This window comes from Chryseobacterium glaciei (genome assembly GCF_001648155.1).
Taxonomy (GTDB): domain Bacteria; phylum Bacteroidota; class Bacteroidia; order Flavobacteriales; family Weeksellaceae; genus Chryseobacterium; species Chryseobacterium glaciei.
Genome location: NZ_CP015199.1, coordinates 318,999 through 340,292, shown reverse-complemented (window position 1 = coordinate 340,292; position 21,294 = coordinate 318,999). Strand labels below are relative to the sequence as shown.

The window sequence follows — 21,294 nt, the reverse complement described above, 5'->3', positions numbered from 1 at the left end:
TCCTTTTATATTTTGAATAATAAAATTATTTCGCTTTAGTTGTAAAAGTTAAGAATTTTTTACCGTTCTCTTCTTTGATCTGTTTGTTGTTCAGTATTTCTGCGTAAACCTTAGTTTCAGGATTTTTAAACTCATAACCATCGATGAAAACCGGTGTTTCTTTTGGAAGACTGTCCATCTCATTGATTTGAGCTACTGTAAGTCTGTCTAAACCTTCGTAACCTTTGATAAACTTATATTCTACAAGTCCGTTATCTGCAAGATCAGCATATTTTTTAAGGTTTTGAGGTAATGCAGCTTTTGTTCTTGGAATACCTTTACCTTGGAGCATGTTGCCTTTAGTGGCGAACATTTCTACAGATCCTACAACGTCATTGGCAATTGCAAATTTTGTAGATGTATTTTTCTGAGCAAATAAACTTGCTGAAGCAAATATTAATAAAGAGTAGAGTAATTTTTTCATAGTTTATGGAATATGTAACTGTTAAAAACTTGATAAATATAAGTATTTTTTATAAAATGTGAATGAATTTTTAGGTTAAATTAAAAATTAACTATCAATAAGAGCTTTTATTGCATTTCCGGATTGTCATTTTCAATTGTTTCATCTTTTTTATCAACTAGATTTTTAATGATATTTTTTAATCGCTGAAACATAAAAGAGCTTAGTAATAAAATGACACCTAAAATAATAAAAGCAATAATTCTTGAAACGTTATCCATTTGCCAAACATCATAAGCGTATAGTTTTAAAATCATTAAACCAAGAAGAGCAAAACCAACTTTGTTGAGTTCTGAAATGTTTTTCTTTAAACCCAAATAAATAAAAATACTTGCAAGAACTGCCCAAATTATTGGCAAATATAAAATACTGAAATGTTTTTCAAACTTCCATACTGTCAAAATGTCAGACGTATTAGCCAGAATATATAAATGATACAATTCACAGCTGATTACGGTAATAAGCGTAATAGATACAAACCAATACGCAATTTCTTTTTTGAAAAAATCTGATTCTGGTAATATTTTCCAAAGTGTATAAATAAATGGAATCCAATAGAGTAGGTGTACAGCATAAAAATTAATATCAATTTTCTTTACTAAAATAGACGTCACAATTCCTGATGCGGAAAATGAAACATTCAACATTAACAGAAACAAAAAGATATAAATAAGTCCAGTTTCAAAATCTTTATTGATATCTAATTTTTTGCGGAACAATAAAATAATAAAAAGATAATATACACTGAATAACAGTCCGATACTGAAAATGAACGACCAAGGTTTTTCAGAAATATGATAAATAATTTCCAATAACAGAGCAACGTAAATCACTCCAAAGCTTAAAATTTTAAAGGTGTATTCAAAAAAACTGTTGTCTTGTTTTTGAGTTTCCGGGAGTTTTTTTAGCAAAATCAAGTTCGCAAGAGTTGTGATTACGGTAACTGAACTCGTTAAAAATACAGGATTGAAGACAATATTGAGATTCTTCGCAGTATAATATTCAGCCCAAGTAACCATTTGAGTTACAATAACCAAAGGGAACAAAACATAAAAACAAAGTTTGAAAATATTGAGACTGGTTTTTTTCCAGATAAATAAAAGTAACGTTGCTTCAATAGCCCAAACTGTGGTGATTAAATGGGTCTTAAACTGCAACGCAAACGCAATGGTAACAAGGCTTACTGTAATTCCTGTAAAAACAGAATAACTGATTCCAAAGTCTTTTTTATTGTATTCTTTGAGTAATAATAAGCTGTTAATTAAAGCAAAAATAATTGGAAATATTATAACTGGTTCATATTCTAATTCATTGAAAATATACACGATACCAATAATACTTGAGAAATTAATCAATACAAGCATTAAAATATCATAAGTAGAAAGTACATTCTTCTTGATATAACTCTGCAAAGCAAATGCGTAGAAAATTATATAAGCAATAATATAAAAATAGATGCTTAAAATTTCTGGTTTTTCTACAGCCCAATAAAAAAGATAAATATTAGTAAAAATAAATGCGATCCAACCCACACTTTTCCAATGTTTTAGAAATGCAATGGTGAGCATTCCGATGTTTAAAACCATGATGTAAGTGAAGAGGAAAGGGTAATTGCTTTGTCCGGTACTGATCATTAACGGTGCCAAAAATCCGCCAAATAATGAGAAAATAATTAACGTTTCACTCTTGTAATAATAGGATAGAAGTATGGAAATCAGTGTGATAATACAAGTTATGATAAAGGCGAGATTCTGTGTAAACAAATGATATTCTCTGAAAGCAATAGTTGTTGTGAAATATAAAATTGCAATTCCGCCACCCGTAATAATTGATGAAAATACAGCGTAATTTTTCCTTAAAAAATGGGCAGTCAGCATAATTCCGCCACCGATTAAGAAACCAATTCCTGCTCTTGAAGTTTCTCCGATCCAGTTTTTATCAATCGCATACTTTACAAAATAACCGATTCCCAGAACCAAAGTGAAAATTCCAATGATTGTCAGTATGTTTTGTTTCAAAAAATCAAAAATCGGAGCAATCCAATCTTTTTGAGGAGGAGTTTCTTTGGAAACGGGAGGTTGTTGTTTTATCGGCTGAACTTCCTGAATGTCTTCACTTAAAGTAAATTTTACTTCAGGATCTATTCTTTCTTCTTTAATTTCAGTTAATTGTGCGTTTTTAGTTGCCTTTTTTCTAAGCTCAGAGATTTCATTTTCAAGATGACTGATTTTTTTATTAAGCGTATAATATGCAAAAAAGAAGACGAAGATTAATATGATGAACAGGGAATTTTCCATTTGTCGTTTTATTTATCAAATATAGAAAATTCGGGGACGTTACAAAGAATTAATCCATCGCACAAAATGTACGATGGACTAATTTTATAGAGTGATTAAAGAAAGTAAAATTTTAGTTCGATACTTTATAGATATAAAAAGAACCTGTACTAGAGCCTAATAACCCAACATCAAGCAAAGAAGATCCTGTAAGTCCAAACGAGATCTTATCACCACTTTGCAGTGTGTAAAGAGAGTTTAAACTTGCTTCTGAGATCGTTAAGCTTAATAAAAGAAGATTTGCTCCACTGAAGGTTCTGCTGTCTATAAGAGTTGCAACTCCAGAGCGTGTTCTTAAAATTCCGACTCCTGGAGAGTTTGATAAAATAGCAGCCTGAAGTCCTGTTCCGTATCGGAAAGAAAATCCAATTGCATACACACCACTTGTAGGAATGGTATAAGTGTTATCCGTGTCAGAGAATAATGATTCAGTTCCTAAAGTTCTCTCTGCCTGTAGAAAATTTACGGCTCTAAATCCACTTGGGAAAAGAGATAAGCTTAATAAATTAATACCTGCAGTTTTCTTAGCAGAATATACACTTGTATTAGCATTTGTTGTATTGATTGCATTCACTGCTGCATCAATAATGAGCTGAGGGTTTACCTGAGCAACCTGAAAGTCACCGCCACTATTTTGGTTTAATGCCAAAATTTGATATCCCGGGAGGGCTGGAGCAACAGGAGTAGACCTTAGCTTCATTGTCCCGTTTACATCGAGCATTGCTGAAGGATTTGGAGTTCCGATTCCGACTTGTGAAAAAGCATTAATTGCAATTAAGGATAAAATTGCACTACAAATTTTAGTTTTCATGTTAAAAAATTTAATTAGTTATGGTTAAATCAGTTAGTTTTCAACTTTTCTAAAGCAAAAATCATGCCCGCGTAATTAGGTATTTTTTAATGTTAATTTGTAATTAATAAAATATTTTTAATCATATGTTTAGTTTTTGTTTAAAAATTACATGTAATTAGGTTATTAATGCGAATGTGAAAAATAGAATTTCTATTTTAGGTTGAAAAAATTTAATTAATAAATCACTAAATGGTTAATTATTTTAATTGAAAAAAAATAATACTGTCATGAAATATGACAGTATTGCTTATAAATGAGAAAATTTATGACTTTAACTCTTCAGAAGAAATTCTTTATAATTTCCCAGAAAATCTACATTTGCGTTAATTGATTTTAATTCTTCCAGTGCATTTTTGTGTAAGATGGCATCCCATTTTCCGGCAACATTAATGAAGAAGAAATAATTTCCAAGACCTGTTTTTAACGTTCTGGATTCTATTTTGCTTAAATTCATTTTTCTCCATGCAAAAACAGACAATACCTGATGCAGGCCTCCAGCATGATCTTCCGGCAAGGTAATCAGTAATCCTGATTTTTCGCCAATAACTTCAAGTTGATTATTATTGTAAATATTCTGTTCTTTTGATATTATAATAAATCGGGTATGATTTTGTTCAAAATCCTGAATATTTCGATTAATAATTTTCAATCCATACAAATTGGCTGCAAACTGATTGGCAACTGCCGCTCTTTTAAGCTCAGGATGTTCAGAAATATATTTTGCAGCTGCAGCAGTGGAAGAAAAATCCTGTCTTTGCACCTCTTTATAATTCGTGTCCAAAAAATGAAAACTCTGAGCCAACGCTTGTGGGTGAGAATAAATTTTCTCGATTTCATTAGCGTTATTGTCAGGGTGAATCATCAAATGGTGAGCAATCGGCATTACAGCTTCTGCTTCAATTTTTATCGAAGAGGTCTTATATAAATAATCCAACGTCATAGAAACTGTACCCTCAATTGAATTTTCTAACGGAACAACCGCTTTGTCTACTTCCCCTTTTTCAACTGCATTGAAACAGTCTAAAATGTTAGCCTGTGGTAAAAGTTCTTCATTTGGAAATAATTGAGCAGTTGCAAGCTGTGTGAAACTCGCATGGGGACCCAAAAATGCAATCTTCATCATATTTTTATAAATTAAATTCTATATTTCTTTGAATCAAAGTTCAAATATGGCAATAAAAATTTAAACCCGAAGTTTTTACTAAACCCTAAACTAAATTCTACGGTTTCCAGTTTTCTTCAATCAGTTTCATAAGAGCATCCGGGCACTTGATAATTTTATTCATTTTTGCATCTAAAAAGAATAAAGTGGTAGACGCCTCGGTGATTTTAATATGCTCCGCATTGTAAATTTCGTAAAAAAATTCAATTTTCACCCCTGGAATTTTTTTTATGAAGGTATGAATTTCTAATTCTTGATCATACAAAGCAGGCTTCAAATACTTAATTTTATACTCCGAAACGGGGAGCCAAATTCCCTGGTTTTCAATCTCATCATATGACATTCCTATGCTTCGGAAAAGTTCAACTCTGCCAATTTCAAAGTATTCTGCGTAGTTACCGTAATAGACGTATTTCATAGGGTCTGTCTCTCCGTAACGCACTCGTATTGTGTGTGTTGTATGTATCATGTTTAATGCTTAATTATACATACAAATATATTTTTAAATAATCAATACCTCCAAAATTTTTTTATCAGATAAAAAATTCGACCTTTGTCTTCCTTCTAAAAAAAGTACTAACCAAGAATTAATCGGGGCATAAAAATGGATGACAATTTAATGATGATATGGCAGAGGTGCCTTCAGTTTATGCGTGACAATCTTAACGCAGCTGAAGATAGTTCTGATCTAAAAAAACTTGAGAAATCTTTCGACTTATTATTTGATAAGGTGCAGCCAATTTCATTGGTTGATAATAACCTTACATTGATGGTTCCGAGTGATTTTTACAAGGAATATATTGAGGATAATTACCTATCCTTACTTTCTGCTGCCCTGAAAAAAAATATAGGTAAAGGAGTAAAATTATGGTATTCTGTAATGGAAAATAAACCAAATGGTTTAGAAAAGCCTGTTACAATGAATATGAAAGGGAAAAGCGTTCCTACTCCGAAAATGCAGGAAACAATGCCTCAAGGTTTTTCTTCGAATATTGTAAACCCTTTCGTAGTTCCTGGAATCAAGAAAATTAACATTGACTCTAACTTAAAAGCTGATTTTTCTTTCGATAATTATGTTGAAGGAGAAAGTAACAAATTTGCTGCAACGGTAGCAAGATCTATCGCAAAAAGACCTGGTGCAACGGCTTTCAACCCTTTGTTTTTATACGGAGGTTATGGAGTTGGGAAAACGCACTTAGGACAGGCGGTTGGTCTTGAAGTTAAAAGTCAGTTTCCTGATAAAGTAGTTCTTTATTTGTCTTCTGAAAAATTCATTCAACAGTTTATTTCAGCGGCAAAAGCGCACAAACAAACGGAATTTGCAAACTTCTATCAGATGGTGGATGTTCTGATTATTGATGATATTCAGTTCCTTTCTGGAAAATCTGCTACTCAGGATAGTTTCTTCCACATTTTTGACTATTTACATCAAAATGGAAAACAGATTATCCTTACTTCTGATAAGGCTCCTGTTGATATTATGGATATTCAGGACAGAATTGTTTCCCGTTTCAAATGGGGACTTTCTGCAGAAATAAAATCTCCGGATTTACAGACACGTAAGAAAATTATTGTTGATAAATTAAGCAGAGACGGGATTGTTCTTACAGAAGATATGTTGGATTTCCTTGCTGCTGAAGCTAAAACCAACGTTAGAGAGCTTATCGGAGTTATTAATTCTGTAATTGCTTATTCTACGATTTACAAATCTGAATTAAGCCTTGAATTATTAAAAGATACAATTAATAAGATTGCTGCAAACCAGAAGAAAATTATCAATATTCCTTATATTCAGGATGTTGTATGTGATTATTTCGGAATCAAAAGAGAGCAGCTTTTATCTAAAACAAGAAAAAGAGAGATCGCTCTTCCAAGACAATTGGCGATGTATTTTGCTAAAGAACTTACCAACGCTACATTCACTAAAATTGGTGAAGAAATGGGCGGAAAAGATCACTCTACCGTAATGTATGCCTGTGATACGATCAAAGATGTTTCCAAGATCGACAAGGAAGTTAAAAAGTACGTTAAGGATCTTGCGGAAAGAATCAAACATTAATATTTTTAATTAAAATAAAGGAAATGAAGAATAATTTTTATTCTTCATTTTTTATTTAGTTTTGTCAGAAGAAAATATTGTAAGCATTTAATTTTTTCAATCTTTAAATTCAATAGCATGAAAATACTGATGGTCTGTCTGGGAAATATTTGCAGAAGTCCTTTAGCAGAAGGAATTATGAAAACAAAGCTTCCTGAAAATTTCTTTGTAGATTCGGCAGGCACAATTTCAATGCATGAAGGTGAACATCCTGATAAAAGAGCAGTGAAAACTGCTGAAAACCATGGAGTTGATATTTCAAGACAAAAATCAAGACCAATTGTAAGTTCAGATTTTGAAACTTTTGATAAGATCTATTGCATGGATCATCGGGTGTATGAAGATGTAATTTCAAAAACTAAAAATGATGAACAGCGTCAAAAAATTTCATTATTTTTAGAGAATGTAGCAGATCGTAAAAATTCGGAAGTTCCCGATCCATATTGGGGCGATATGAATGATTTCGAAAACGTTTTCCAATTGCTTGATAAGGGTTGCGATGCAATTCTCAATCAACTAAAAACCAACAACTAGCAACAAGCTCATAATTAATAACTTATAATTCTAATAAAAATGCTTTTTTTACTCCCGGCTTATTTATCTGAAAATACTTCTATTACTCACTTTTCGCCTGTTTTGAAAGATTATATCATGCAGACGGATTATTTCTTTGTTGAGAATGAAAAGACCGCAAGAAAGGTTGTTAAATTTTTTGCACCTGAAAAAAAGCAGTCAGATTTAAAGCTGTTTTTATTAGATAAATACACCGAAAATAAAGATATCAAAGAAGCTCAGGAATTAATGTTGAAAGGTCAGGATTTCGGTCTGCTTTCCGAAGCCGGACTTCCATGTATCGCCGATCCTGGAAACCTAATCGTGAAATGGTGTCATGAAAAAAATATTCGTGTTGTTCCAATTTCAGGGCCCTCATCGATTATTTTGGCTTTAATTTCAAGTGGTTTTAATGGACAGGAATTTAGTTTTAATGGATATTTACCGATTGAAAAAGGCGAAAAGAAAAAGCAAATTTTACAGTTGGAAGGCTTAGTTCAGCGAACTGGATATTCACAAATCTTTATGGAAACACCTTACAGAAATAATGCGCTTTTTGAAGATTTAACTAAGTTTCTTTCTCCTAATACAAAGCTTTGTATCGCAGCCAATATCAACGATCCTGAACATGAATTTATCAAAACAAAAACGATAAAAGAATGGCAGAAACAAAAACCTGAACTTCATAAAATTCCGGCCGTTTTCGTTTTAGGTAAATAACTTTAACATGCGTTAACGTAAGCTTTGCATCATTCTTGTGTATTAATCAGCATAACATCAAAAAATTAAATTATGTCTGAAAAAAAATTAGCAGGACTTTGGATCGACAGTGAGAAAGCTGTAGTTGTTAAAAATCATGATGCTCAAAATGCATTTAAGTTTTTTCTTTGCAGTCCGGTAAAAGCGGAAATTCAACATGGAAATTCAAGTGAAAACGCCGGAAACAATGCTGAAAGAACGAATAAAGTGAAATTCTTTAAGGAAGTAGAGCATTTATTAACCAATTCTCAGGAGGTTTATATTACAGGCCCAGGAAAAATTCAGGAAGAATTGAAACATTATCTACATGATACGGCTCAGTTCAAAAATCTGGATATTACATTGGATACTGCACAGCAAATGTCTGATGAACAGGTTTTAGAAACGGTGAAAAATCACTTTAATGCCTAAGTTTTAAACTAAAAATATAAAATCCGAATATTAATCAATATTCGGATTTTTGTTTATTTTTTTCTTCTCGCTTTCCATCTTCTCCAAAGAAAAATAATTAATGGAATCAATAAAAAGAACGGCCAAAACGAAATAATTCCCAACACAAAGCTTATAAAACTATTCCAGCCTTCTGTAATTGAGTCTCCAAAACGGCTTCCAAAACCAATTTTAGAAGTAGCTGAACTTCGCACTTTTTCTTTATATAAACTTAAATTCAAGGTGCTGTAATTCACTCGGTCATCTATGAAACGAAGTCGACCTTCCGAAACATCAATTTCATCTTCCAATTCGCGGATATTTTCCTGAATTTCAAGAATATCCTTTGTTGTTGCGGCACTTTTAAGCATATCTCTATACTTTTCAAGGTAGATTTTCTTATTTGCGAGTTTAATAGAAACATCAGTATATTCTTCTGTAACATCATCAGACGAAATATTTTTAGACAAAACAGAACCCATTCCGTCAGAAAATGAGTTGATCAATGCATCAAAATTCTTGTGTGGAACACGAATAACCAAATTTAAATTTTCATCAGTATCTATATTTCGGAATTCTTCTTTTTGAATGTAAGCTTGGTTTTTATTTAAAATTTCAGTAGTCTGATTCTGAGCTTTTTTAATATCCCCAACCTGAATGATCAAATTGCCATTTTTGATTACTTTCTTTGAAATAATATCTGTGTCTTTTTCAGATTTATTTTCTGTTATATTCGATATCGCATTAGCTGTTGGTGCATAATTTTTAGAGATTTCTTCTTTTGGTGGTGGGGGAGGAAGATATTTATCAGAAGGTTTTTCCTGAAGGACTTCGACTAAGTCAGCTTTTACTTGAATGGGTTCCTGTTTATTGCAATGAATAAGAAGAAGGCAAAATAAAGGGATCAATAATTTTCTCATGGATAAATTTTGATGAATTCTTATCAAAAACTATGCTTAAGATTGTAATTTGATGTGAAAATTTTAATAATTGACTAGAATTAATGAAAATATTTTGGTTTTGGAGGTTTTTGTTTATTTAAGTCATTAAAAAATCAAATTATTTTATATTTTTATTGAATGAAAAAGAGTCTTTTAGCATTTATATTTTCTCCATTTTTGATGTACGCTCAGGAAGTTCCAAAACTTACTGATGAAATGGCGATGAAATTGGCTGATAAACCCATCCATTGCATCAATCAGGAATACCCGAATAAAACGGCACATATCATTAATAATGAAAAGGAAGTTCCGTTGACTCCAAAAGCCCTGCATCCCAGTTTTTATGGCTGTTTTGATTGGCACAGCTCTGTCCACGGACATTGGATGTTGGTTAGATTGCTGAAAACAAAACCTAATTTAGCGAATGCAAAAGAGATTGAAAAGATTCTTGAAAACTCATTTCAAAAAGAAAATCTTCAGACAGAAGCTGATTATTTCACCAAATATGAGCTAACCACAACATTTGAAAGAACTTACGGCTGGGCTTGGGTGCTTAAGCTTGATGAAGAATTAGCGACTTGGGATAATCCTAAAGCTAAAATCTGGCATCAGAATTTAAAACCTTTAACGGACAAAATTTTAAGTTCATGGAAGGCTTATTTGCCTAAGCAAACGTATCCAAACAGAACCGGAGTTCATCCTAATACTGCTTTTGCAATGGTTTTTGCACTCGATTGGGCTAGAGCAACGGGTGATAAAGCTTTTGAAAGTCAATTAATAGAAAGGGCAAAATATTTTTACTTAAATAATACCAAAACACCTGCTTATTTGGAACCCGACGGTTCAGATTTCTTCTCGCCAAGTTTGGAAATTGCAGATTTAATGAGAAGAGTTCTTCCTCAACAAGAATTTGTAAAATGGTTAAATAATTTCTACGAAAAACGAAGTTTAGAGAATATTGAAAAAATACCTGTCGTAAGCGATTTGTCTGACTATCAAACCGTTCATTTGGTTGGTTTGTCTTTTACAAAAGCATGGTGTATGAAAGGAATTGCAAAATCTCTTCCCAATAATCATCCATTAAAAAAGGAATTCCAAAAAACGGCAACTGTATTTTTAAACAATGGACTTCCACTTCTTTTCCAAGGAAATTATGGTGGTGATCATTGGCTGTCCAGTTTTGCAGTTTATGCTTTGGAAGATTAAAAAAGCCTTGAAGATGGAAGTTTTTCACACGGCATAAACTTCTATCTTCCTGCATCCAGCTTCCAACCTAAAATAGATTTTTAATACTTAATTCCCAGTTTTTTAAGAACAAAACTTAAAAGCCAGATTGGTCCGACTAAGAGAAATTGTAAATCTTTTAAGAAAGACGGTTTTTTACCCTCAATTTTATGGCCTACAAACTGTAAAATCCAAGTGACGATAAAAACGGCAAGATATACAAGCCACGAATTTTCTTTAAAACGAATATTAATTCCATAAGCGAAACTCTCCATTAAAGTCATTACAAGAAGCATAATCAGGCCAATTAAAAAGGAAAGTCTCATGTAAAATATGGTTACTAAAACCATCGCAAAAAGACTTACATAACTGATACAGCCAATATATCTGAAGCAAATTGACATTGACGGAATAAGAGAAATAAACCCTAAAATCGTCCAGAAAATCAAAGGAACACAGATCCAATGGATCAGCTTATTGGTTGAGTTTCTATGGCTTTCGGCATATTCTGCAAATAGTAAATCAATCTTTCTCATAATAGGAATTTGGAAAATACTAAATTAATAAAATTTTGTAATCGCAGAGCATATTGCTTACATTTGTGTTATGTCTGTCTTAGAAAAGTTTGGAGTAGAGATTTTTACGCAACATAATATTTTCGAAAGGATCTCTGCCGATAAGCCTTTTCGTCCGGATAACCCTGCTTTTATTTTTATTAAATCAGGAACAATAAAGCTCAAACAGCATTTTCGTGATTTGGAGCTTTCTGAGAATATGTTTATGGTCACCGATCCACAAACAATTTACGAAATGGTTTCTGTAAGTGATGATTTTCAATCAAGAATGGTTTCTTATAAGCGAGAATTTATTTCTGCGTTATCATTGAAATTCAATAGATTAATTACCTATCGTTATTTTCGTCAACAGATGAATATTGGCGTTCCTTTTCAACAGGACGAAATGGACGTCGTTTGGAAAAGTGTCAACTTTCTGAAATATATTCTTGATTCTCCAACCGAAATGACGTACAAAAAAGAAATGGTAGAACATTTATTTTCAGTGTTTTGTTACCAAATGGCGGGAATTATTTCTAAGGAAGATAATAATTCTATGAGCCAAATGTCGAGACAGGAAGAGATTGTTTTTAATTTCCTGACAGATCTTGCAGAGCACCATCTCACAGAGCGAACTGTTGAGTTCTACGCCGAGCGGCAGTCGATTACAACGAGACATCTTTCTTCGGTGGTGAAGACGATAACAGGAAAGTCGGCAAGTCAGATCATCGCAGTGATTGTAATGAATGAAGCCAAAGTGCTTTTGAACTCTTCAAAAAAGCCTGTTTCAGAGATTTCATCGATCTTGGGATTTAGCGATCAATACTCATTTTCTCACTTTTTTAAGAAACATTTGGAGGTAAGTCCGAGCCAATATAGAAATCAGTTCGAAAGTTAAAATCTTACATTTGAACATCTTTTTCCAATTCTCAAACATTTGTTTGACTTCATCACTGCCGTAACTTTGTACTCGTAAAACAAGGTAAAATGGTTAAGAATATAAAAACAGCTCTATCACTCGTGATAGCACTATTTCCTGCGCTGTTTTTTTCACAAGAAATTAAACAGCTGACAGCGAATGAAGTCGCCGAACTGGCGCTACAAAATCATCAGCAATTAAAAGTTTCAGCACAGAATATTGATATTGCGAAACAAAATACGAATGTTACAAAACTGCAAAAGCTGCCTACAATTACGGCTTCTACAAGTCAGTTTTATTTGGGTAATGTTTTGGCAATCGATAAAGATTTTTCAAACTCTACCAATATTCCGATGCCGCATTACGGAAGCTCTTACGCGGTACAAGCGACTCAACTGATCTTTAAAGGTGGATTGGTGAATAAGTCTATTGAATTGGCCGGACTTCGTGAGCAATTATCAGAATTGGATTTAGAGAAAAACAAACAGGATGTGAAGTTTTTAGTAATCTCTAATTATTTGGACGTTTATAAAATTTTAAACCAAGAATCGGTTTTTCAAAATAACAAAAAACTGGCTCAGGAACGTTTGAAAAACATTCAAAAATTCTATCAGCAGGGAATGGTTACCCGAAACGAAGTGATTCGTGGAGAATTGGCGATCAAAAACTTAGATCAGGGAATTTTAACGTTGGCGAACAACAAAAAAATACTTAATTATAATTTAAGTATCGCCTTAGGTTTATCTTCTGATACTGAGATTATTCCGATTGAAAGTTTAAACAACAAAGAATCAGGAATCGGGATGGATTATTATTTTGATTTAGCGCATAACAGCAATCCACAAATGAAATCTGCGAAGACGAATATTGATGTTGCCGATAAAAATATTGAGATTATTAAAACAGATAAAATGCCTACAATAGCAGGTTTCGGAGGTTATACTTTGCAAAGACCAATTACGACGAGAAATCCTGTCCTGGATATGTATTCCGGAGGTTGGCAAACCGGTATTTCTTTGAGTTATAATATTGATAATCTGTATAAAACAAAAGAAAGAGTAAAGCTTGGAGAGCTGCAAAAAAATCAGGCTAATGATGCCATGACTTTGGTTCAGCAAAATATTGATATGGGAGTGAATGCTGCATATGTAAAATATCAGGAATCAATTCAACAGGCTGATATTCTGAATGATGCTAAGTTATTAGCTGAAGAAAACTACAAAATTACAGAAGCTAAATATCTGAATCAGTTGGCTGTACAAGCCGAAATGATCGATGCTCAAAACCAAAAACTACAATCTGAACTGGATTTTGCGAATGCAGAGATTAATGTATTGTATCAATATTACAATCTTTTGAAATCTACAGGAACGCTTTAATTTTTTAAAACTGAAAATCAAACAATGGAAAACAAGGAACAAAATACTCAAAATATAGCGCCACAAACGGTTCAGGCTCCTGAAAAACCAAGTGCTGCTCAAAAAAAGAAAGAAAATAAAAAGAATAAGATAAGAGCGATTATTTCAAACACGATTGTTTTTTTACTGATCGGTTTCGGACTGTTTTGGCTGGTTCGTGAATATTTTCATATCGGAGATAAAACATATACAGAAGCTGCTCAGGTTGAGGAGTTTATCAACCCAATCAATACGAGAGTTTCGGCATATATTAAAGAAATAAAATTCATTGAACATCAACCTGTAAAAAAAGGAGATACTCTTGCTATTCTGGATGATCGTGAGATTATAACCCAATTAGGCCAGGCGGAAGCAGCATATCAAAATGCGTTGGCACAACGTTCAGCAACTTCTTCTTCAGTAAACACTGTTTCCAATAACGTAAGTGTTATGGAATCTAATATTGCAGGAGCAAAAGCCAGACTTTGGAATGCTGAGCAAAATTTAACAAGATATAAAAATCTTTTAACTGCAGAAGCGGTAACAAGACAACAATACGATCAGGTAAAAACGGAATATGATGCTCAAAAAGCAGCGTATGAAACGTTTGTTAATCAAAAACAATCTGCTAATCTTTCAACAACGGAAGTGAAGAGCAAATTAGGAATCAATGATGCTGAGATTAAAAGAACGAAATCAGCTTTGGATATGGCTAAAATCAACCTTTCTTATACCGTAATTATCGCGCCTTACGATGGCGTGATGGGAAGAAGAACGATTTCAGAAGGACAATTAATTCAACCAGGTCAGCAAGTTGCAACGATTGTTCTGAACGGTCAAAAATGGGTAACCGCCAACTTCTTAGAAAGTCAGATGCCTAATATTAAGATTGGAGAGAAAATGGTGATGACAGCAGATGCTTTGGGTGGACAACAATTTGAAGGAATTGTAACGGCAGTTTCAGCAGCAACAGGATCAAGATATTCAAGTGTGCCGACGGATAATTCTACCGGAAACTTCATTAAAGTTCAGCAAAGAATTCCTGTAAGAATCGAATTTACGGATTCTAATAAAAAAGAAGATATTGCTAAACTGAGCGCGGGGATGAATATGAATATCAGTATTAATAAATAGGTTTTTAGTTGGAAGCTGGATGCAGAAAGAAGTGAGTTTATGCAGCTTGAAAAAACTTCCGGCTTCCATCATCAAACTTCAAACTTTTAAATATCTAAAAACATGTATAACAAAGGACTATATCACGATTGGGTACCAAAACCCATACAGCTTTTGCTGATTGTATTGCTGCTTGCCGTAGTGATGCCATTGGGTGGAGTGTTCACGGGAAATATCAGTTATCTAGTGAGCGGTACCGGTGCTATGACGGAATATTTCATGTGGGCAAATTATGCCACAACGATTGGAATGGGAGCGTGTATGCCGATTGTTATGAGAATGAAAATGAGGTTTAAAGTTCGTGATAAAATGATTGTTTTATTGGTTCTTTTGGGCTTATTAAGTTATCTGAATGCTACGACTATTGATCCAATGATCTTTATTTTTACTTCTTTAGTTATCGGATTTCTAAAAATGATGGTTACCATAGAATTGTTCTTACCATTAATGGCGATGATCGGTAACAGAGGAATGTTTTATGGAGCATTTTATACGTTCGTTTTAGTAATGAATCAAGTAGCAGCGTATTATGCGGTGGAAGTTTCGATTCAATATAATTGGCAGCAATTCTATATTTTAATATCGGTTCTCTGTTTTATTTTGGCGCTTTTACACTGGATTTTTATGCACGATAAATACTTTGCTTTAAAAATTCCGTTGCATTATATTGATTGGCTGAGTATTTTACTTTTCGTTTCAACGTTCATGTTTTCAGCGTATGTTTTCTCTTTCGGGAAACAGCAGGATTGGTTGAATTCAAGTAAAATTATTAATGCCAGTATAGCTGCTTTTGTGAGTTTTTCTTCGTTGGTATTGAGACAATTAACCTTAAAAAGACCTTATTTGTCTTTCACCATATTTTCAAAAAACAATGTTCAGCACGGTTTATTTATGTTGATGTGTTTAGGGATGTTTTTAGGAACAACTTCTATTCAAAATACATTTGCCGTAGGAGTTTTGGGCTATGATCAATTAACGAATGCAAGATTGAATTTATTAATGATTCCAGGATTGGTTTTAGCGGGAGTAACGGCAATATTTTGGTTTAAAAAAGAAATTCCGTTGAAGATGTTCATCTTTTCAGGCTTTTCAGCAATGATGGGCTATGTAATTATCATGTACTTTTCGATGGTCTTAGAATTCAGTTATGACGGATGGTATTTGCCGATGTTTTTGAAAGGATATGGAATGGGTTCGCTATTCATCTCAGTTTGGTTTTATACGTTGGATAAATTGGAATTGGATGATATGTTGGCCGCCATCGGATTAGTATTGGTTTGGAGAACGTTTTTTGCGGTTGGATTTTTCTCAGCCTTATATTCTTGGTTTCAATATCGTTTTCAGATCGTTGCGGTTGGAGATTTGGCAGTTTATATGGATGGAATGACGATAAGTCCACAAAATGTAGCCGCCAATATGAAAGCTATTCAGTTGAATGCAATTATTGCCGCCAATAAAAAGCTATTCGGATATATTATTCTTGCAGGGTTTGTGGTGCTGACTTACATTATCACCCATCATTTTGGAAGAGAACAGTTTACATATGTCCGATTCGTAAGAATGCTGAGCGGAAAATCGGTGATTGCAAGAAGAAGATTAAGAGAACGAAAAAGATTAATAGAAGATATAAAAGACGCAGCCGGGCCTGCGATATAAAGATACCTTGTTTTTCACTTGTAAAACTCCATTTTATTGTAAAGTGGGGTTTTACTTTTTTAAGGATTAAATCAAGAAAGGTGTAATTATCTCGCTTGGCCTATTGTATTTCCACCAAATGTAATGAGTTCATACATTCTTAATACAGCAATATTTATTTCATCTTGATTGCAGTAATATTCGTCTATTTTGCCCCATTTTGTATAGTTTGAAATGTTGAAACCTTCTTCAATATCATTATACCATACCACTTTCTTACCACAAATTGCAACCACCCAAAAACCACCCCCTTCATCTCCATATTCTTCCTCTTTCCATTTTATAGGATCTATTTTTATTAATTGCCAGAAATTCCAGAATTTACCGTGTAATTCCACTTCGTATTTGTGAATGTTTTCATACAGTTCCTCAAGAGGAATTGGTGTCCATGTATTCATTTTAATATTTAGCTTTCTTCATTAAAAGACTTTTAAAGAATATTTTAAACGTTAATTTTTTTATCCATATGTCAAACCTAAGAGGTTTCAAAAACCTGTTAGGTTTAGATTTATTGATATCACCTAAGGTAATTAAAATAAAAGTTTGTTCCAAAATACTTGAAACAAACTTTTAAGTTATATATTTTTAACCTTAATTACGTAAAAACTGACCAATTCCTGTAGAATCAAATGTGAAAGTGTTTTGATTTTCGGCTTTATCTAATTTTTTACTGATCGTTAATGCCCATAGAACTAATTCTTTACAGAAGTTTTGATCTTCAATACTTAGTTCTGAAGTATTTTCCTCAACAACTTCCACTAAAGGCTTGATGCTGTTAAGTTTGCCATAGAATTCTTCGTCTGTATCAGTATAATTTAGTTCAAGATGATTTTTGTTGAACCATTTAATTAAATCAGTGTATGGATTTTTAATTCCGTCTTTTTCTAGTTTAGAAATACGTGGGAAAAGGTTTTCAAATTGTATCATGACTGCTTTGTCAATCAGTATTTTAGCTACATAATCTGCACCTTCTTGTTCGCCTTCATAAACAAGCTCAATTTTTCCTGTAATTGATGGAATAATCGACATGAAATCAAGCAAACGAACCGTAGTTTTTTCTGCATCTGATTCAATTAATCTTAATTTTGCCGCAGCTACTAGATTTTCCATTGCACTGATGGTAAGTCGTGCGCTTACGCCGCTTTTCGCATCAACATATTCACTGTCACGGGCTACAAAAGCAACCTGTTCCAAAAGATCTTTCGCTAAACTAGGAATCTGTATCTGTGATTTATCCTGAGTTGAAATGGCCGCTTCCTGTTCCGTAATTTGTCGGGCAAGAGCAATTGTTTTTGGATAGTGAGTGAAAATTTGTGACCCAATTCTGTCTTTCAAAGGAGTAACAATACTTCCACGATTGGTATAATCTTCCGGATTTGCTGTAAAGACAAACTGAATATCAAGAGGCATTCTCAATTGAAATCCGCGGATCTGAATATCACCTTCCTGTAAAATATTAAACAAAGAAACCTGAATTCTAGCCTGTAAATCGGGTAATTCATTCAAAACAAATATAGAACGGTTGGCGCGTGGAATCATTCCGTAATGTAAAACACGTTCATCGGAATAAGGGAGTTTTAACGTTGCTGCTTTGATAGGATCGATGTCACCAATTAAATCGGCAACGTTCACATCTGGTGTTGCCAGTTTCTCAAAGAAACGGTTTGAACGGTGTACCCAAGAAATCGGAGTTTCATCACCATGTTCGGCGATAAGATCTCTTGAATATTTTGAAATCGGGTGAAATGGACTGTCATTGATTTCAGAACCTTTTACGATCGGCATATATTCATCAAGAAGACTTACCATACTTCTGGCAATTCTGGTTTTTGCCTGTCCGCGTAAACCTAATAAATTAATGTGATGTCCAGCAAGAATAGCTTTCTTCAATTGAGGAACCACCGAATCTTCATAACCCCAAAGTCCTTCAAATACAGGTTCTTTAGCTTTAATTTTTGTAATTAAATTAGCCTGAATTTCTTCGTTAATCGTTTTATCTTGGTATCCTGATTTTTTTAATTCTTTAAATGTAATATCGTTTTTCATTTTAAATTTTATTATTTCTGAGGGTTGGATGGAGGAGGGTTTAATTTTGATAGTTGATAGTTGATAGTTGATAGTTGATAGTTGATGTTTTGGGGATGATATTTAATGTTTGTTTTTGATTTTTTATTTCCCCGGGTTGTACCCGAGGCTAATATTATTGAACCACTTCGTGGTTCGTTGTAAAGTGTATCAATTTCTATCTTCAAGCTTCCAACATTCAGCCTTTATTTAAATTCTCTTTATTCTGTTTTTTTCGTAATCTTCAAAAATCATTTCTCCCAAACCGGAAAGACCTGTTAAAAAGGCTTTTCCTTGATTTTGAGCAGTAAATGCATTTACAAACTGACGAAGATAGGGATCTTGTGCAATCATAAATGTGGTGATCGGAATTTTAAGTTTTCTTGCTTCTGCTGCTTTGTTGAGACATTGGTTAACAATTTTTTCATCTAAACCGACACTATTCATGTAAAATTCTCCGGTAGGAAGCTTAATACAACTTGGTTTCCCGTCAGTGATCATGAAAATTTGTTTGTTGGTATTTCTTTTTCTGCGAAGAATATCCATTGCCAATTCCAACCCGGCAACAGTGTTGGTATGATAAGGCCCGACTTGCAAATAGGGTAGATCTTTGATTTTGATTGGCCATGCTTCATTTCCAAAAACAATAATATCAATGGAATCTTTTGGATATTTTCGTTTGATTAATTCCACCAATGCCATAGCTACTTTTTTGGCAGGCGTGATGCGGTCTTCACCATACAAAATCATGGAGTGACTGATGTCGATCATCAACACAGTACTCATTTGCGCCTTATGCTTGGTTTCCTCTACAATAAGATCGTCTTCTGTCAATCGTAAGTCTGAAATTCCGTTATTGATCTGGGCATTTTTTAGACTTTCGGTCATGTTTACCAAAGAAAGATCATCTCCATATTGGAAATTACGGTTTTCGCCATCATGCTCATCACCGACTCCTGTTTTTGTGGTGCGATGGTTTCCTACACCGCTTTTTTTGAGTTTTCCGAAAATTTGATCTAATGCATACTCACGCAAAGCGGCTTCAAGTTTGGCGGTCAGTATATTTTTACCTTTTCCTGATCCTGAATTACCGTCTTTAGAATCTTCTTCCTCTTTAATGTATCCGCGTTTTTTTAAGTCTGCTTCAAAATCTTCAAGAGTATATTCATCATTGAAAATGTTATATTCTTTATCAAGCATATCGAGCCACTCAAAAGCTTCCTCAATATCACCAGAAGTATGCGTCAGTAAATCTTTGAAAATATCAAATACCCGATCAAAAGGTGATATATCTTCCGGAATATGTTTACTGAAAGTATATCCTTTTTGATAATTAAAATCTTTATTTGTCATAAGATATGATGCTGTTTAAAACACTACAAGTTATGGAAATATTTTTGCAAGATTATCTGTGGAAAATAGAAAATAGTAATGATGGTGATAAGAATGAGAGTATAACATTCGTGAGATTTTTCAATTAAATAGACTTGTAGAATAAGACTATATTTGATAGTTGTACAATGTAAAATTAAATTATGAAAATTGATTTAACCTCTGACACACCAAGTGGCAAGTGGTGTTGGGTAAGTGAGATAGGAGATGAGCTGTATGCTTATGAGCAGGATGTACTTTTAAAATACACAAATAAGCTTCCTTTTGATTTATGGGTATGTTTTCGTTGCCTTCCCAAGGCGTATGAATGGAAGCCAAAAAGAAGATTTTATAAAGATGAGAATGCATTAGGAATGGATTTATTAATTGAAGAAGAAATCATCCGTCCTTTTATAGATGGCAGATACCATCCCTTATCTAAAGACGAACAACGGCTAATCATGGGAACTGTTTTTTATAATTTTTTGACAGAAACAATAAAAAAGTATAAGAATAAAATTCCCGGTATATCAGTATATGGCGAGGAATTTATTAAAGATACTCATGTTTGGATTCTTGAGAATAAATGGCTGTAGTTTTAAATAAGCTCCGTTTTTTTATTATTACTGAGCATGCTTTATGAAAGATTTCGAATATAATATTTATGAAAATTTTAATTAATTATATTTGTAAACAATAAAAATTCGATGATGAAAAAAATAGTATTTCTGGTTTCAGCTCTTCTAGTATTAAACTCTTGTGTGGTATCTACTGCTGCAAAAGTGGTTAAAGGAGCTGTAAATGTAAGCTACAAAGCCGTAAAAGGAACAGTCAACGGAATTAGCTGGGCAGTTCGTAAAGCCAACGGAAAAATTGATGAAGACCGTCTTGATGGAACTTGGAAGGTCGTAGGAGTTTACCATGGCTCTTTTGAAGACTTTACAAAAGATCAAAATCCTGAAAGTTCATTTACATCAGACTGTACAGATAGCTTCGATCAGATTATTTTCAAGGCTAAGAGATCTAAATTTCAACCCGTTCATTGTAGTTCTGAGAAGGAAGATTGGGTGAAATACTCTTTAGAATTCGGAAAAAATCCTATAACGAAAGAAAAGGAAAATTATATAGAATACAATTCCAATAACTACATCTCCGTGATTGATGTCAATAATAAAACAATGGTTCTGGAAGGTAATCTGATGCCTAAATTGGCATTTTCCGGGGCTAAATTATATCTTTTAGAAAAAGTAAAATAGAGATTATAT

At 33.3% G+C, this 21,294-nt stretch carries 21 protein-coding genes; 11 read left to right on the top strand and 10 right to left on the bottom strand.

All coding sequences use genetic code 11. The features are described from left to right. Window positions 1–25: 25 nt before the first annotated feature. From A0O34_RS01470 to A0O34_RS01450, 5 genes are all read right to left on the bottom strand, one after another. Window positions 26–463, bottom strand: a complete 438-nt coding sequence (locus A0O34_RS01470) for a hypothetical protein (protein WP_066750446.1) — start codon at window positions 461–463, stop codon at window positions 26–28. Window positions 464–570: 107 nt separating this feature from the next. After that, complete coding sequence (locus A0O34_RS01465) at window positions 571–2,799, bottom strand: DUF2339 domain-containing protein (RefSeq protein ID WP_066750444.1); 2,229 nt, start codon at window positions 2,797–2,799, stop codon at window positions 571–573. Window positions 2,800–2,911: 112 nt separating this feature from the next. Beyond that, window positions 2,912–3,649 carry a hypothetical protein gene (locus A0O34_RS01460; protein WP_066750442.1) on the bottom strand — a complete coding sequence of 246 codons (738 nt, stop codon included), beginning with the start codon at window positions 3,647–3,649 and terminating at the stop codon, window positions 2,912–2,914. 313 nt (window positions 3,650–3,962) lie between these two features. Beyond that, entirely contained in the window at window positions 3,963–4,811 is an 849-nt protein-coding gene (gene pheA / locus A0O34_RS01455; protein ID WP_066759408.1) for a prephenate dehydratase, read from the bottom strand. Window positions 4,812–4,911: 100 nt separating this feature from the next. Next, window positions 4,912–5,322 carry an acyl-CoA thioesterase gene (locus tag A0O34_RS01450; RefSeq protein WP_066750433.1) on the bottom strand — a complete coding sequence of 137 codons (411 nt, stop codon included), beginning with the start codon at window positions 5,320–5,322 and terminating at the stop codon, window positions 4,912–4,914. Window positions 5,323–5,457: 135 nt separating this feature from the next. Here A0O34_RS01450 and dnaA point away from each other — a divergent pair, with 135 nt between their 5' ends. From dnaA to A0O34_RS01430, 4 genes are all read left to right on the top strand, one after another. Then, window positions 5,458–6,912 (top strand): chromosomal replication initiator protein DnaA, encoded by a 1,455-nt coding sequence (gene dnaA, locus A0O34_RS01445; protein WP_066750430.1) that lies wholly within the window; start codon window positions 5,458–5,460, stop codon window positions 6,910–6,912. A gap of 117 nt (window positions 6,913–7,029) precedes the next feature. After that, window positions 7,030–7,485: a low molecular weight protein-tyrosine-phosphatase gene (locus A0O34_RS01440; protein WP_066750427.1), complete on the top strand. Its 456-nt coding sequence runs from the start codon at window positions 7,030–7,032 to the stop codon at window positions 7,483–7,485. Between the two features lie 39 nt (window positions 7,486–7,524). Continuing rightward, window positions 7,525–8,223 (top strand): SAM-dependent methyltransferase, encoded by a 699-nt coding sequence (locus A0O34_RS01435; protein ID WP_066750425.1) that lies wholly within the window; start codon window positions 7,525–7,527, stop codon window positions 8,221–8,223. Window positions 8,224–8,295: 72 nt separating this feature from the next. Further along, complete coding sequence (locus A0O34_RS01430; RefSeq protein WP_066750423.1) at window positions 8,296–8,673, top strand: hypothetical protein; 378 nt, start codon at window positions 8,296–8,298, stop codon at window positions 8,671–8,673. A 53-nt stretch (window positions 8,674–8,726) separates the two neighbouring features. Here the strand turns inward: A0O34_RS01430 and A0O34_RS01425 are convergent, their stop codons facing one another. Continuing rightward, window positions 8,727–9,611 carry a DUF4349 domain-containing protein gene (locus A0O34_RS01425; protein ID WP_066750421.1) on the bottom strand — a complete coding sequence of 295 codons (885 nt, stop codon included), beginning with the start codon at window positions 9,609–9,611 and terminating at the stop codon, window positions 8,727–8,729. 159 nt (window positions 9,612–9,770) lie between these two features. Between A0O34_RS01425 and A0O34_RS01420 the strand changes: the two genes are divergently transcribed. Continuing rightward, window positions 9,771–10,838, top strand: coding sequence for a DUF2891 domain-containing protein (locus tag A0O34_RS01420; protein WP_066750419.1), 1,068 nt, complete (start codon window positions 9,771–9,773; stop codon window positions 10,836–10,838). A gap of 80 nt (window positions 10,839–10,918) precedes the next feature. On the opposite strand, the gene A0O34_RS01415 is transcribed toward A0O34_RS01420, so the two are convergent. Further along, window positions 10,919–11,392 carry an Mpo1 family 2-hydroxy fatty acid dioxygenase gene (locus A0O34_RS01415; protein ID WP_066750411.1) on the bottom strand — a complete coding sequence of 158 codons (474 nt, stop codon included), beginning with the start codon at window positions 11,390–11,392 and terminating at the stop codon, window positions 10,919–10,921. A 70-nt stretch (window positions 11,393–11,462) separates the two neighbouring features. Between A0O34_RS01415 and A0O34_RS01410 the strand changes: the two genes are divergently transcribed. From A0O34_RS01410 to A0O34_RS01395, 4 genes are all read left to right on the top strand, one after another. Continuing rightward, a complete protein-coding gene (locus A0O34_RS01410; RefSeq protein WP_066750409.1) occupies window positions 11,463–12,308 on the top strand; it encodes a helix-turn-helix domain-containing protein in 846 nt (281 codons plus the stop codon). A gap of 89 nt (window positions 12,309–12,397) precedes the next feature. Beyond that, window positions 12,398–13,708 (top strand): TolC family protein, encoded by a 1,311-nt coding sequence (locus A0O34_RS01405; protein ID WP_066750407.1) that lies wholly within the window; start codon window positions 12,398–12,400, stop codon window positions 13,706–13,708. Between the two features lie 24 nt (window positions 13,709–13,732). After that, window positions 13,733–14,860, top strand: coding sequence for an HlyD family secretion protein (locus A0O34_RS01400; protein ID WP_066750397.1), 1,128 nt, complete (start codon window positions 13,733–13,735; stop codon window positions 14,858–14,860). 102 nt (window positions 14,861–14,962) lie between these two features. Continuing rightward, complete coding sequence (locus A0O34_RS01395; RefSeq protein WP_066750395.1) at window positions 14,963–16,555, top strand: transporter; 1,593 nt, start codon at window positions 14,963–14,965, stop codon at window positions 16,553–16,555. Between the two features lie 86 nt (window positions 16,556–16,641). Here A0O34_RS01395 and A0O34_RS01390 read toward each other — a convergent pair whose 3' ends face one another. From A0O34_RS01390 to A0O34_RS01380, 3 genes are all read right to left on the bottom strand, one after another. After that, a complete protein-coding gene (locus tag A0O34_RS01390) occupies window positions 16,642–16,992 on the bottom strand; it encodes a hypothetical protein (protein WP_157885930.1) in 351 nt (116 codons plus the stop codon). A gap of 193 nt (window positions 16,993–17,185) precedes the next feature. Further along, window positions 17,186–18,640 carry a sigma 54-interacting transcriptional regulator gene (locus tag A0O34_RS01385; protein WP_066750392.1) on the bottom strand — a complete coding sequence of 485 codons (1,455 nt, stop codon included), beginning with the start codon at window positions 18,638–18,640 and terminating at the stop codon, window positions 17,186–17,188. Window positions 18,641–18,868: 228 nt separating this feature from the next. Then, window positions 18,869–20,011 (bottom strand): vWA domain-containing protein, encoded by a 1,143-nt coding sequence (locus tag A0O34_RS01380; RefSeq protein WP_066750390.1) that lies wholly within the window; start codon window positions 20,009–20,011, stop codon window positions 18,869–18,871. 182 nt (window positions 20,012–20,193) lie between these two features. Here A0O34_RS01380 and A0O34_RS01375 point away from each other — a divergent pair, with 182 nt between their 5' ends. Both A0O34_RS01375 and A0O34_RS01370 read left to right on the top strand, forming a co-directional pair. After that, on the top strand, window positions 20,194–20,625 hold the full coding sequence (locus tag A0O34_RS01375; RefSeq protein ID WP_082891074.1) for a hypothetical protein: 432 nt from the start codon (window positions 20,194–20,196) through the stop codon (window positions 20,623–20,625). A 114-nt stretch (window positions 20,626–20,739) separates the two neighbouring features. Beyond that, window positions 20,740–21,285: a hypothetical protein gene (locus tag A0O34_RS01370; RefSeq protein WP_066759403.1), complete on the top strand. Its 546-nt coding sequence runs from the start codon at window positions 20,740–20,742 to the stop codon at window positions 21,283–21,285. The last annotated feature ends 9 nt before the right edge of the window (window positions 21,286–21,294 follow it).